9 protein-coding genes are annotated in these 13,520 nt (G+C 65.0%); 7 read left to right on the top strand and 2 right to left on the bottom strand.

Features of this window, described 5'->3' with window-relative positions; all coding sequences use genetic code 11:
• Positions 1-118: 118 nt before the first annotated feature.
• Together JYJ93_RS27305 and JYJ93_RS27300 are read right to left on the bottom strand one after the other, a co-directional pair.
• On the bottom strand, positions 119-1,057 hold the full coding sequence (locus JYJ93_RS27305; RefSeq protein WP_206796740.1) for a hypothetical protein: 939 nt from the start codon (positions 1,055-1,057) through the stop codon (positions 119-121).
• 99 nt (positions 1,058-1,156) lie between these two features.
• Entirely contained in the window at positions 1,157-2,125 is a 969-nt protein-coding gene (locus JYJ93_RS27300) for a M91 family zinc metallopeptidase (protein WP_206796738.1), read from the bottom strand.
• A 360-nt stretch (positions 2,126-2,485) separates the two neighbouring features.
• Between JYJ93_RS27300 and JYJ93_RS27295 the strand changes: the two genes are divergently transcribed.
• The 7 genes from JYJ93_RS27295 to JYJ93_RS27265 all read left to right on the top strand — a co-directional run bounded on the left by JYJ93_RS27295 (position 2,486) and on the right by JYJ93_RS27265 (position 13,002).
• On the top strand, positions 2,486-3,019 hold the full coding sequence (locus JYJ93_RS27295; protein WP_206796735.1) for an RNA polymerase sigma factor: 534 nt from the start codon (positions 2,486-2,488) through the stop codon (positions 3,017-3,019).
• On the top strand, positions 3,019-6,006 hold the full coding sequence (locus tag JYJ93_RS27290; RefSeq protein ID WP_206800475.1) for a CHAT domain-containing protein: 2,988 nt from the start codon (positions 3,019-3,021) through the stop codon (positions 6,004-6,006). Before JYJ93_RS27295 ends, JYJ93_RS27290 begins: the two co-directional genes overlap by 1 nt.
• Positions 6,007-6,297: 291 nt before the next feature.
• The gene (locus JYJ93_RS27285; protein WP_206796733.1) at positions 6,298-6,738 is read left to right on the top strand and encodes a hypothetical protein; all 441 of its coding nucleotides are present in this window, start codon (positions 6,298-6,300) and stop codon (positions 6,736-6,738) included.
• A gap of 11 nt (positions 6,739-6,749) precedes the next feature.
• Complete coding sequence (locus tag JYJ93_RS27280; RefSeq protein WP_206796731.1) at positions 6,750-8,159, top strand: hypothetical protein; 1,410 nt, start codon at positions 6,750-6,752, stop codon at positions 8,157-8,159.
• A 58-nt stretch (positions 8,160-8,217) separates the two neighbouring features.
• Complete coding sequence (locus JYJ93_RS27275) at positions 8,218-10,185, top strand: SAVED domain-containing protein (protein ID WP_206796729.1); 1,968 nt, start codon at positions 8,218-8,220, stop codon at positions 10,183-10,185.
• Positions 10,178-11,248 (top strand): nucleotidyltransferase, encoded by a 1,071-nt coding sequence (locus tag JYJ93_RS27270; RefSeq protein ID WP_206796719.1) that lies wholly within the window; start codon positions 10,178-10,180, stop codon positions 11,246-11,248. The genes JYJ93_RS27275 and JYJ93_RS27270 overlap by 8 nt, the downstream gene beginning before the upstream one ends.
• Positions 11,245-13,002, top strand: a complete 1,758-nt coding sequence (locus tag JYJ93_RS27265) for a ThiF family adenylyltransferase (protein WP_206796716.1) — start codon at positions 11,245-11,247, stop codon at positions 13,000-13,002. The genes JYJ93_RS27270 and JYJ93_RS27265 overlap by 4 nt, the downstream gene beginning before the upstream one ends.
• Positions 13,003-13,520: the final 518 nt, after the last annotated feature.

The following is a 13,520-nucleotide window of genomic DNA, read 5'->3' as shown; positions in this document are numbered from 1 at the left end:
CGCCGCGACAAGGCGGTCCGGCGGGCCAGCGCAAAGCCGAGGCGGTGACACGCGGGACGTGGAGTGTTTCAGCGGTCACCAACCCCCAACCCTCAAGGGCCCCCGGGGTTCTGAAGGCTCAACCGGAGCGGCGGCGCTTGACGGCCTTGGGCGTCCGGGCGAGGTGGAGCACCTGGTAGAGGCTCAGCAGCATCATCGTCACCGCGCGGGACGCGTCCGGGGCAGGGGACGTTCCGGCCGCCGCGTCCTTCGGGACATGGGGGAGCCAGGACTCCTCCAGCCGGATCCGGAGCCGGAGTTGTTCTCCGGTGATGCGCAGCCGCTGAAGCTTCGCACCGGGCGGAAGGAGCACCGCCTCCCGGGCTTGGTCCAGTGACAGCGTCGCGAGCCGCGGGTGCCGCTTCGCCTTCACGCGCAGCCGGGCCTCCAGGAACAGGGTGTCGTACTCCTTGGTCTTCCTGCGACGCGAGGTCGAGTTGGGTCCCGGGACGCGCTCCTTGACCCTGCGGCGCTCCACCGCGCTCAGCCGCAGGTGCGCGCCATCCGCCAGCCGCGTCTCCAGCGTGAGCCATGGGTCCAGCACATCCGGCACGACCTTCCGGGTGAGCTTCAAGTCATAGAAGCTCGAACCCGGGCCCTCCGGACGCGGGTCGGGACGAAGCCGCAGGCGCACGGGCGTGTTGGGGGCGAGGTCCGGCTTGAGGCGCAGGAGCACCCGGCGGACCAGCTCCGGCCGGCGGTCCAGCGCATCGCCCGGATGTCCCTCCGCGTGAAAGCGGCGGGGCAGCAGGTTGCGAAACCACAGCACCACGCCCATCACGAACGCCAGGACTCCCGCCACGACGTCCAGCGGGCCGTCGGCGGTGCCAGCAATCCACAGGAGGAGGAGGAAGACCCCGATCCTCGCCAGGGAGGCCAGCCGGTACCCCACGCGGCTTCGGAAGCGGCGGGCCTTCTGGGTGGACGGCAGGACCGCGAGGGCATCCATCACGTCCGTGATGGATGTCTGGAGCTCCAGGGCCTGCGACTTCGGGTTGATGCGCTCAACGGAGGCCACGCGGCCCTCCTGCCTGCATGGGCGTGTTCGGGAGCGCTCATGCTAGCTCGGGACGGCCCCTGAGAACTTCTCCAGGGCCGAATGGCTCACCGTTGTGCCTCACTTCTCCAGGTCGCCGACGATCTTCTGGAAGGGCGACGGCTGGCCGGACAGCTTCTGGAAGAAGTTCCGGGCGTCGGTGCCTTCGTCGTAGTTCTTGAAGGCCTGGTCGTTGCTGTTCTTCCCGTCGGGCTTCAGGCCCGAGTAGTCCTGGCGGGAGGGCAGGCCGTGCTCGGCGCGGATGGCGTTCTCGGACGGGGACCCAGTGTTCTTCGTGTGCGGCGTGGGGCGCAGGCCGATGGTCTCGAACTCCTCCGTGAGGCGGAGGCGGTTGTCGACCGTGTCCTTCATGTTGGCCGAGTGCGACGGGTGCTGCTTGAACACGTCCGCGTCGCTGTGCTTGCTGGCGGCCAGGGGGCTCACCTGGAGGCCATTGGACGCGCGCCAGGCGTGGACCGACTCGTGGCCCAGGCTGTTGAAGCGCTGGCCGCCGCCGTTCTCGTTGTACTTCACGTCGCTGGCGGTGCCGGCGCCGGGCTGGCCGTCGTAGCGGTACGCCGGGCGCGTGGACGACAGGGTGCCGTCGTTGCGCGGCACGTGCGAGTTGGGCATCGCCGAGTCGCGGCCCGAGTAGATGTCCATCGCCGTCAGCGGCTTGCGCTGCGTGCCCGTGGCGCCAGGGTTCACGGCCTGGGTGCGGCCGTTGATGTCGTTCAGCATCTGGTTGCCCACGGGCTTGCTCGTGAGGCGGTTGGTGGAGGTGCGCACGTCCTGCGTGAAGTCCGCGAACTGCGCGCCGGACTGGCGGCTGTCACGGCGCGTCCGGATGCCCTGGAGGTTGGGGTCCACCACGCCGTAGTCGGTGGGCTTGAGGTTGTTCTTGCCTTCCTGCAGCTGCGCGGGCGTCGCCACCGGCCTCGGCTTCGCGGTCTCCGGCTTCGCCGGCAGGCTGTCGGCGCGGGGGCGGGACGTGGCGCTGGAGCCGAACGACGAAGAGGGCTTGGAGAACGAAGAGGAGCGCAGCTTCATGGGAGGGCCTCGGGAGCGGAGTGCAGCGACGGACCACCCCTACTGCACCCCGCGTGCCCACCATTTCACGGCCCCAGGTGGCCCATGCCCCTCCTGATTCCAGGAGGTTGCGTCAAGCGAAGGCCGCGGCCCTGGTGACTGGAGTCGGGGGCCTGATGTCTGGAGTCATCAGGGGAGGTAACAAAAACGGCCGCTGGGAGTCTGGTGCGCAGGCAAGCTCCCATGTCCCTACCCGATGCCCCTCCATCCGACGCGGATCCGCCCCAGGAAATGCATACTCCCGAGCCACGGGGGCAGGCACGAGGTACTGCCACCTCCCTTCCTTCTGCCCGAAAGGGGATGGCGAGGCTTCCGCCCAACATGAGGACAGAAGCCAGTGCCCAGCGCCTGGGCGAACTCGCCATGCAGCATCGCGACTGGCTGTTGAGCCAGGCGAGGAACCTCTGCAGGAACGAAACGGACGCCGAGGATCTCGTGCAGGAGACGATCCTGCGCTTCATCGACGCATTCAGCCGTAGCGAGTCTCTTCCTGACAGGAAGACCTGCGGAGTCTGGCTCAACACGACCCTCAGCAACCTCTTCTTCAGCCAGTGCCGCAAACAGCAGGTCCAGAAGAAGCACCTCCCGGATCCGACCCGGCAGGGACAGCCCGAGGCGACCTCGAAGTATGTGGCCCTACCGGACCTCGATGACGTGACTCCGGACCAGCTCGCCAAGGCCGTCGAAACCCTGAGCCCTGCGATGCGGGCCACCTACGACCTGTATGCGCAAGGGATGAAGTACCGCGACATCGGCCTGGCGCTGAACATCCCGGTGGGCACCGTCTCCAAGCGACTCCATGACATCCGCGCGAAGCTGGGTGCGCTCCTTCGCCCGCGCCACAAGGTGAATTGATGGCCAGCCCCTGCGAGCATGTGGCTCTCTTCGTCGATGGTGAGCTTTCGCCCGAGGAGGCCGAGGACTTCCGCCAACACCTGCCGGACTGCGTGACCTGTCAGCGGGAGATTCCGGCCCTGCTCCAGTTCAAGTTCCTGGCGAGGGAGCACGTCGGCACATCCGAGGAATCAAAGGCTCCGCGGCCACCGTCCCCGGAGGCTCCTGCCGTCTGGTGGAAGCAGCCCAGAATCCTCGCCGCGACGTCATCCGCGCTCGTGGTCGTGGTGCTGCTGCTCCTGGTATGGACGCCTTCTGGGCCTCCATCCGCCCATTCCACGCTCCTTGTGGAAGGCCCGGAGCGTCCGCTGGAGCCCAGGCTCAGCCATCCGTCCATGGTCCGCTATCGCCCCCTGACCAGCAGACCCATGGCGGCGCAGGCCGGCCCTTCCTCCAGCCCTCCGGCATATGACGTCCTGAGTGAGCTTCAACGGGAGAAGGACTACCAGGGACTGGCCACGGCCATGCTCCTTCGGGAGGGTCCCTCTGCCACGAAGCAGGTCCTTTCCGTCCTGGACAAGCTCCACCCGTCCCCGGAACGCGAAGCCGACCGGGCTGCGGTCCTGCTCATCCAAGGCTCCTTCGAAGAAGCCTTGAATGCGGCGGACAAGGCACTGTCGCAACGCCCCCAGATGCCTCAGGCCCTCTGGAACCGGGCCCTGGCTCTTCGGGAGCTCCAGCTGCCATGGATGGCGGCCAGGGCCTTCACGGACATCGCCAATCTGAAGGAACCCGGTTGGTCGGAAGAAGCCCTGCAGAAGTCGCGGACCTTGCGGCACATGATGCCTGACAGGACGCAGCGCGACGCGCAGGATGCCCTGGGCAGGTCACTCGTGGACCTGGACCCCGCGGCGCTGCCCGGTGACTTCAGCCTCTGGCCCAGCGCCCGCATCTACTTCTACGACGCGGTCCGGTCCGCGACCAGCCGAGCCCGGGTCCTGGAGTTCGAACCCCTGGCGAGGAAGCTGGATGCTCGCGCGGGCGGACGGGTGCTTCAGGACTATGTCGCCCGGATTGCTGGATCGGACTTTCAGCACCGAGGTCCCTTGGCGAAGACATACGCGGACCTGGTTCACGACCGGCTGACCCAGGCCCAGCAAGAGCAGTTCCTGACCCGGCTCCAGACCGCGGGAGAGGATGACCTGCTCCTTGGCGCACTCGTCTTCATGGGAGCCGTCCCCCAGCACCTGTCCCTCTTCGAGCAAAAGGCCACCGCGAGCGGGGACCCCTGGTTCACCCTGACCGCGGCCAGGGCTCGCGCGACGGAGGAGCGAAGCCGCGCGGCGGAGGATGGAGTGGGGACCACCGAGTGGACCACCGCGGCCCACTGGAACCAGGCCGTCCAGACGCTGCTGGAAGCCCAGCGATTGTGCACCTCGCCCGGTCTGGATTACCGCTGCATCCAGATCGACATCGACCTGTCCACCCTCTACACCCAGCTCCACCGGCTCGATGATGCACGGCGACATGCCCAGCAGGGGCTGGTCCTCACCCGCAGAAACGGTGACTGGTACCTGGAAAGAGACCTGCTGTTGAACGTCGCCCAGATTTCCCGCCTCGTGAATGACGCTCCGCTCTCGCGCGCGTACTACGGCGAGATCCTGGAACGTGACCCGGAGGATCCTGACACCCGGCGCCGGGTCCACCAGGCGCTCGCGGACGTGGCGTGGCACCAATTGAACGTGGACGAAGCCAGGAATGAGCTGGACTCGGCGCTTGCCACGGGCCTCCCACTCTCCGCCAGTGGCGCCTTCACCCTGGCGGATGTCGCCCGGCTTCGCGGCAGCCCCGGGGATGAAGAACAACTTCAAAAGGCCTCAAACGCGATTCCCCCTGTGAAGCAGGGGGAGCGTTGGGTCACTGCCCACGCCATGGGGCGGTTCGTCATCGAGCAGGACCCGGCGCGTGGGCGTGCATTGTTGAACGACCTCCTGAGCCAGGTGGGACCCGCCGCGATGCAAGGACTTCCGGCGGCCAGGCGGGTGCGGGCCTATGGGTTCACCTCCCTGATCATGGAAGCGGGGCATCGGAGTGCCTTCACGGAAGCACTCGCATTGATGGCAAGGGAGCGCGGCACCCCTCTTCCCACTCGCTGCCTCGTCGCGGCCACCGTTGACTCCGAACGCACGCTGGTTCTCTCCCTGGACTCGCAGGGCACGCTCGCCGGCTACTACGACGCGAGCCGGCGCCAGCCCCTGGCGGCAAGGCTCGATGGCCTGGTGCCTGCGTCCGTGCTCGCCCCGCTGCGCGAATGTGCCCAGGTGGACGTGCTCGCGCGCGCACCCCTGCATGGCCGTGCAGGGCTCCTTCCTTCCACGTTCGCATGGAGTTACCTCACGCGGACCACCGAAACCCGGCGCCAGCCCCCCTCCGGCATGGCCCGGCATCTGGTGGTTGCGGGAGTCTCCCTCCCTCCAGGCCGAGACCTGCCCAGACTGAATGACTGGCAACCCGGTTTCGGCCCCATGGAGGAACAGGTCCTTCTTTCGGGTGCTCAAGCCACACCGGCCCGAGTGCTCGCCATGATGGAAGATGCGTCGGAGGTCGATGTGGTGACTCACGGTGACATCCACGCCGGGTCCAGTGCTTCCTTTCTTCTCCTGGCACAGGACTCGGACGGACCTGAACTGCACGCCGCCCAGGTCCGAACAGCGACGCTCCGAAACGCGCCATTCGTCGTGCTGGCCGCGTGCAAGGCCGCCCATACCACCTACGCCGTCCATGAGCCCCTGAGCATTCCCGCGGCATTCCTTGACGCAGGAGCACGAGGTGTCCTGGCCGCGCCCATTGACCTGTTGGACAAGGAGGTCAACGCATTCTTCAACCAGGTCCGGGAGCGGCTGCGCGCGGGACAGCCCGCGGCGATTGCCCTCCGCGATGAGCGTGAGGCCTGGCGCCAGGATGGGCGCGACAGGAGTTGGCTTGATGGCATTCTTTTATTTGAATGAAGCAAGGTAACAAAACGGTCCAAAGGGCGTCCTGAATGCCAGGTGAATCCCACACCTGCATCCATCTGGAGGAAGCGCGCCTTGGACACGCCGAATCTGCCGTACCTCGATCTGGAGTTCACACAAGAGCAGGCATTCTGGCCGCGAGACTCGACAGCGCGACGTCTCGTCTACCTCATGCCCTTGTCACGGCCGACGGAGTTCCTGGCATTCGGAGTGCTTGCTCCGGATGCGCCATGCTTCGTCGGCAGGGGACGGGTGAGTACGAACCTGGGTCCATTCATCGAGAGGATGGTCCGAGACAGCGCGGAGGTGCGGCTCTACGAATGGCCCCCGCTGCCACGCTGGCTCCTCGAGCAGTACGCCAGCAACCCTCCCTGGGAGGGCCACGAGGTGGAGGGGCCCACGGGCACTCCGGTGCGCGGCTTCGCTCCCAGGAATGTGCCTGACTACGTGGCGGGGACCGCCAGCCCGCTGTGGCTTGAGGGCACGGCGGACCGGTGCATCCTGCTCATGCCCTTGGAAGACCCCAAGACGTTCCTCGCGCTTGGCGTCGCGCAGGATCCCGGACAGGTGTTCTTCGCGAGCAAGGGCTTGTTGGAGGAATCGCTCGGCGCGCTCATCAATCAGGCGGTGCGCGAGCAGTCCCGTGTGGAGCTGCATGCCCGGCCAGCCCTGCCCAGGGACGTGCTGGACCGCTATCTGGAACTGCCGGCCACCTCCAATCCCTAGCGAGTCCATCAATGTCCCTTGAGTTGCTGCTCGCGCACGCGGACACCCGCGAGCCCGTTCTTTGCCCTGGGTTTGATGATTCGGTGTTGCGAAACCCGCCCTCCCTTCATGGCATCTCACCACCGAAATACCTGTGGAGTGACGCGGGGGACCTGGATGACTTTCCGGCACAGCGCTGGGGCATCGTCTACCCACGGGGACCCGAGGGAGAGCGGCTGCTGGAGCTCATCGCGCCCCTTCGGGAGCTTCGCCAGGAAGAGCAGGGGGGCGAGGTTCGCGTCTATGCGGTTCCATCCGGACTGGACCGGGAAGCAGCCCATCGGTGGAAGGAACGCCATTTCGACACGGAGAATGGCCAGGAGCAGGACCGTCCCCGATACGTGTTGATCCTCGGCGATCTGGACGCGGTCTCCCTGGAGTTTCAGCAGGTCCTGGCCACCAACGCACTCGTGGGCCGCCTGGTGTTTCCATCCGAGGACGGCTACCGGGCCTATGTCCAGAAGGTCGTCCGCTGGGCACGAACACCGTCGGATGTGGAGCGGGCGCAAACGCTCTTCTACACGGCGCGCGACCATACGGACGCAACCCGAATCGGCCATGACCAGTTGATGGTGCCGAGTGTGGAGGAGTGCCGACGGCTTCAGCGGGAGGGCCGGCTTCCCGCGGATCCGCCGCGTCATTGGATTGAACAGGGAATCGGGCAGGACTCCGCTGTCGCAAGGTTCCTCGAGTTCGCGCGAGGAGCCGAACCGTCGGTGCTGTTTTCACTCAGCCATGGGCTTGGCCAGCCCAAGGGCAGGAACTGGAACTCCGCCGAGGAGCAGCGGGCCCGCCAGGGCGCGCTGCTCCTTCCCCAGGACGAACTGCTCTGCGCGGAGGATGTCGCGACGGTCCCCTTCCTGCCGGGGGGAATCTGGCTCTGCTTCGCGTGCTTCAGCGGCGGCACCCCGGAGCAAAGCGCCTATGCGTCATGGTTCCATGACCTCGAACCGAGGGAGGCGGCGCTCGTCAAGGCATTGATGCGCCCTCACAAGGACAGCCCGTTCATCGCCGCGCTCCCACAAGCCGCTCTGTCCAATCCAGAGGGGCCCCTCGCGGTGCTGGGACACGTGGACCTGGCGTGGACCCAGAGCTTCAACGACCGGGGCCGCAGCAGGTTCATGCGCTTCGCGGGCTTCATCCAGGCGCTCGCCAAACGGAGAAGAGTAGGGGCCGCCATGGCCGGCATCCTCAAGGCCGTTGCCGAGACAGGCGCAGCCTTGACGTCCAGCTACCACCAGCAACGAAAGGCCCTCATGTCCGGCCAGACCTATGCCGGCAGCCCCGCCGAGCAGGCCGATCGGTGGATGCTGTACCACGACCTTTCGAGCTTCGTGCTGCTTGGAGATCCCGCGGTCCAGCTTCCGCTGCGCCGGAGGTAACAAAAATAATCTCAAGGCGTCTTTCGTCTCCGAAGTCATACAACAGCAGGAAGACGCCATGTCTCCCAAGCCTGTCCCATTGGAAATCAAGCTGGAGTTCACTGGGCAATCCAAAAAGGAATTCGCCTGGCAGTCGAGGTCGTACCACGCCAGGCACTCCCGAGGCACTGGCGCATCGATTGAACTTCGCTGGTCGAAGCTCCGCAAGGACCTGGAGGCGCTCGCACGGAACGACCCAGGTGGTGCCCATGGCGAGCGGCTCTCGAAGGCCCTGGGTGATTTTCTCAGCCCTGCGGGCTGGGCCCTGGTCGAGTCACACATCAAGGATGCGCTTCATCAAGGCCGCCCCGTCCATCTGACGCTTTGCGCCGCAGTTGCGGACGAATTGTATTTTCTCCCGTGGGAACTCCTGACCATTGGCAACGGGCCTCCATTCGCCGAAACGGATGATTGCGTGCTGCAATATGAGTACGACTGCGAGCCTCGCCATGAGCCCGATTCCCGGCCCCAGGGGCGAATCCTCTTCGCGTGGTCATCCGCGGGTGGATGGGTTCCCCACGAAGAGCATCTGAGTGCACTCAAGGAAGCGTGCGCTGCGGCCCGGTTCGACTTCGACCCGGACAATGACGTCCTGCCTGACGCCACTGCGCAGTTGCTCGAAGATAGGATCCGGCAAAGCTCCCGCCCGTTTACGGCCCTTCACCTGCTGAGCCATGGAAAGAATCTGGGCGATGGCACGTATGGCCTTGAGCTCAACGCCTTCGAGCCGACGGAGGGGGCCGAAACCGTCAATGCCCGGCGACTGGGCACTCTGCTCTTCGCGAAGGCCAACTCCCTCCGCCTCATCACGCTCAGCGCTTGCCAGAGTGGAGACTCGGGTGCCCCAGCCCATCCCATGCGGAGCATCGCCCAGATGCTCCACACGAATGGGGCACCCGCGGTCATCGCCTCCCGATTCCCGCTGAGTTGTCCAGGTTCCATTGTGCTGGCCCGCACGCTCTATACCCGGCTGCTCGTGGATGGAGCGAACCTGGGAGCCGCGCTCTCCGCCACACGCCGCCGCCTTCGCGAAACAGATTGCTATCGCGACAGCCGTTCACTTCAGCTCTATGCCCGGGCAGGGGACGAGCCCGCGCTCTATCCGTTCAGTCCTCCGCCGCGCCGTCCATCCGGGGCCGAGGCCCGCGAGGAACTGGTGCGCGTCTGCCATGAGGCACTCACCCGGACTTCAGTGGAACCACACGAAGAGGATGCTCCAGAGCTCTTCGCTCGCCGGAACATCCGGCCCGGCATCGTCCTCATCGACCAATACGAAGCCATTGGAGAGCGCCAATGGGAAAACCTGGAGCAAGAGGTCCAGCGACTGGCGGCACCGAAGGGTTTGCTCCGAAGCACTTTTAATGAGCGTGGCACCGCGATCCTCTACTACGGATTTCCCTACGTGCCCCTGGCGCTCCTGTCCGGATACCTTGCGAATAATCGATTGGTGCATGTCGTTGAACATGACCGGTCCCTCCAGCGCTTCACCTGGTCCACGCAGCCGCCGGGCTCCAGTCCGCGGCTTGAAGTGACCTGCGACTCCCGCAAGTCGGGTTGCGCGGCGCGCGTCAGGATCTCCGTCTCCAACGAGGTCGAAGTGAAGGACTGCGCTGAGGTCCTGCCGGAGTCGGAGGTCCGCCTGGATCTCCACCTTCAGTTGAAGCTTCCCCAAAAGGGCATTGTTCAAAGTGAGGCCCAGGTTCTTGAATACGCCAAGGTCATCCGTGATGCCATTGAAGTGAATGTCAGTGGACGCAATGAATTCAAAAGTGTCCACGTCTTCGCTGCCGTCCCTGTCAGCATCGCCTTTCACGTCGGCCGGGCGCTGGCATCCACCGGCCTTCCGGAATGTTACTCCTATAATTACAACGGCAAAGACATCCCCCGATACAGGTGGCGTTTGGCTTTGACGGCCGCCAAAGAGGGACGCCCCTCTGTCACCCTGCTCAATCCAGTCTCGCAAGAAAGCGAAACCCGCCATGGCTGACGTCCAGAAGCAGTTCGAGCAGTTCGATGACGCAATCCGGCTCACGCGGCTCAAGGAGAACAAGGAGCTCATCCATAAGCGGGACATCATCCTGGGGAAGCTCCGCAAGGCCTTCGCGCAGTTGCGTGAAGAGGGCGAGACGGTCCCCTCCTTCGAGTTCATCAATCAAGGGAGCTACGAGATGGGGACGGGCATCCACCCCGCGGAGGGACAGGACTACGACATCGACGTGGGACTGAAGTTCAACTGCGCGAAGGAGGACTATCCCAACCCCGTGGATCTGAAGGAGTTGGTGGCCAAGGCCCTGAAGGACCACACGGAGTTGGGAACCGAGATCCGACGCTCTTGCGTCACGGTCAAGTACACCCGTGACGGAGAACAGGCCTTCCATGTCGATCTCGCGGTCTACGCCTACGATGACCCGGAAAGCGAGACGAAGCGGCTCTTCATTGCCAAGGGGAAACTCGGCGCGGATGAGAAGAACCGCTCTTGGGAGGAGTCGGACCCCGAAGGGCTCATCGGCTGGGTGGAGCAGCGATTCACCGGGATGGATCAGGACCAGTTCCTTCGGATCATCCGGGCGCTGAAGCGTTGGAAGACGGAGAAGTTCAAGACGGATGGTCAGAACGCGCCGTCAGGCATCGGGCTGACAGTCGCGGCCGGACAGTGGTTCCAACCACGCGTCAAGCAGGACGCCTTTGCCGCACGAACCAGGTGTGATGACCTGGAGGCCTTGCGGGGCTTCGTCGCCACCCTGGCATCCAAGTTCCAGGTCGTCGGAACGAAGCAGGATGGGGCGCCGGTGTACCGTCTCTCCGTCGCTGTTCCCGTGGCACCGGGCACGGACATCTTCACGAAGATGACGGATGGCCAGATGACGACGTTCCGGGAGCGGCTTCTCCAACTCAAGGAGAAGCTGGACGACGCAACCCGGGATCCGGACCCTGTCACCGCCTGCGAGACCCTACGCGATGCGTTCGGCCCGAAGTTCCCCGTTCCCGATAAGTCGAGCGGCGCCCGTCCCGGAAGCCGCGCGGTCGCCGGTGGGGGGATCTCCGCGTGAATCCGTATTGCGAGGAGGCCCAGCGTCAGGCTTCGCACCTGCGGACGCTCGAACAGGTCTCCCGGCGTGGGATTCTGGAGAACTGCGGCCCTATCCTGTTGCAGACAGCTTCGAACAAGTTCGGGTACGAAGAAGCCACCTGCACGGGATGGTTGAGTGTGGCGGAACACACGTTCCGTCTGCGCATTCGCCTGCCCTGGACCTTCCCGCGATGCCTGCCGGTGATCTCCATCGAGGGGATGACGCCCGCCCTCATGCTCCCTCACGGATTCAGCGACAACACGCTCTGCTATACTTCGGATCTGACGCTGCTTGACCGGAAGGACCCTGAAGCCATCGTTGAGGAATCACTCCTCCGGGTCCGCCACATGCTCCAGGACCTGGTGACTGGCAACCGTGGCCGGGAGTTCCTGCGGGAAGCCGTCGCATATTGGGAGGGGCTGGCGGAAGGACGCGCGCTTGACTGCCTCATCACGGTCCGGGATGAGCCCCGGATTGTATCCGTGCTCCAGACAACGACGGAGATGAAGGGCGTCGCGGATGATGCGGAGACCTACTCGCGCTCACGCCTGTCCATTCCGGCTGAGCGCCTCCATGCCGTCAATGCCCTCTATCTGCCGCTGTCTCCAGAAGGAGATGCGGCTGGCTTCAACGTGGGGGAACTCGCGACGCCGGCGGGGTTGCGCGCGTATGCGCGGCGGCTCCCGGATGGGCTCAGGACCGCGCTCACGAACCTCATCAGCCGTTGCGACAAGTCACGGCACCTTCTCATCCTGGGACTGGAGCGGACTGGAGCGGACCGCGCCCTTCTGGGCCTGGAGGTGACGCAGTTCGAGCAAAGGCATCCGCTTCTCGCAGACAACACGAATGCGAAGTTGACGCCCATCCACCTCGTCCGGTGGGACCGCTCCTATCTCCTTCCTCGCGGTGGCGCGGAGCCAGACCTTCAGAAGTGCAAGGTGCTCATCGCGGGGTGTGGTTCCGTCGGTGGCCATCTGGCCATGGCGCTGGCTCGGGCAGGAGTCGGACATCTCACGCTGGTGGACCCGGACGTTCTTGCCCCAGAAAACACGTACCGGCACGTCTGCGGGATGTCCTGGCGTCGTCAGCCGAAAGTCCATGCGCTGAGCGCGGAGATCCTCTGGCGCACGCCATATATTGAAATGGAGGCGGTCTTCGAATCGGTTGAATGGTGGCTCAAGGAGCACTCCGAACGCCTCCGCTCCTATGACTTGGTGATCGCCGCCATGGGAATTCCCGTCCTGGATCTTCATCTGAACGAATGGGCCTGGATGGATGCCGGGAATCCCCCCGTGCTCTTCGCGTGGTTGGAGCCATACGGGTTGGGCGGCCACTCGCTGCTGACCCACGTGGCGGGGCAGCCCGGCAGGAAACGAGGCTGCCTGGAGTGTCTCTATGAACGCCCTGTCGAAGGAGGCCCCTTGGAGAATCGGGCGGCCTTCGCCTCGCCGGGCGTCAGTTACGGACGGGACGTGCTTGGGTGTGGGACCAGCTATCTGCCCTTCGCGAACCTCGATGCTCAGCGAACGGCGGAACTGGCGGCGCGCCTGGCATTGCGCTCCCTGCGAAAGGAGATCGATGAAGCGACGTTGTTCTCCTGGAAGAGCGACTCGGCCCCCTTCCAGAAAGCGGGGTACACCGTCACGCCCCGGTTCCTCACGGGGCAGGACACCAGGGAAAGCCACCACTCTGATTTCAGGCGGTTGGATTGCCCCATCTGCGCGCCCACCTGAAGCCATGAAGGGTCTCTTGTTCAGGCGCGCCGGTGGCGGCGTCTTGAAGGTGTCTCCCGAGGTGCTTGCGCGGCTTGATCCATTCCGGCAACTGGAACCGTCCCAGACGGAGGCGGGCGGGGTGCTTCTCGGCCGCCAGATCCAGGGATGCGACGACATCATCATCGACGAAGTGACAACGCCCATGACGGGAGACTCGCGGGCACGGCTCCGATTCCACCGTGCGCCCTCACGGCATCAGTCGGTCATCGATGCTCGATGGGCTGAATCCCAAGGCACCTGCCACTATCTGGGGGAGTGGCACACCCATCCCGAACCAGTCCCCACTCCCTCCAGCGTTGACGTCGATGGCTGGAGAAGACGGTTGAAGGAGGACCGGTTCGAAGGTTCCTCTCTCTTCTTCCTCATCGTGGGAATGGAGCAGGTCGCTATCTGGGAGGGCATTCGGATGCCCAGGCATCTCGTTCCACTTCAACTTCAACAGAGCTCATGAGGACTGTGTCGGCCCACGACGCTGG

It is taken from the genome of Corallococcus sp. NCSPR001, assembly GCF_017309135.1.
Lineage (GTDB): Bacteria > Myxococcota > Myxococcia > Myxococcales > Myxococcaceae > Corallococcus.
The sequence above is the reverse complement of the archived record's forward strand: the minus strand, read 5'-3'. Positions and strand labels throughout refer to the sequence as shown.

What these genes read in the sequence shown, in the direction of transcription:
- JYJ93_RS27300 (WP_206796738.1), bottom strand. Translation starts at nt 2,125, where the DNA reads ATGAAGCTGCGCTCCTCTTCGTTCTCCAAGCCCTCTTCGTCGTTCGGC.
- JYJ93_RS27295 (WP_206796735.1), top strand. Translation starts at nt 2,486, where the DNA reads ATGAGGACAGAAGCCAGTGCCCAGCGCCTGGGCGAACTCGCCATGCAG.
- JYJ93_RS27290 (WP_206800475.1), top strand. Translation starts at nt 3,019, where the DNA reads ATGGCCAGCCCCTGCGAGCATGTGGCTCTCTTCGTCGATGGTGAGCTT.
- JYJ93_RS27285 (WP_206796733.1), top strand. Translation starts at nt 6,298, where the DNA reads ATGGTCCGAGACAGCGCGGAGGTGCGGCTCTACGAATGGCCCCCGCTG.
- JYJ93_RS27280 (WP_206796731.1), top strand. Translation starts at nt 6,750, where the DNA reads ATGTCCCTTGAGTTGCTGCTCGCGCACGCGGACACCCGCGAGCCCGTT.
- JYJ93_RS27275 (WP_206796729.1), top strand. Translation starts at nt 8,218, where the DNA reads ATGTCTCCCAAGCCTGTCCCATTGGAAATCAAGCTGGAGTTCACTGGG.
- JYJ93_RS27270 (WP_206796719.1), top strand. Translation starts at nt 10,178, where the DNA reads ATGGCTGACGTCCAGAAGCAGTTCGAGCAGTTCGATGACGCAATCCGG.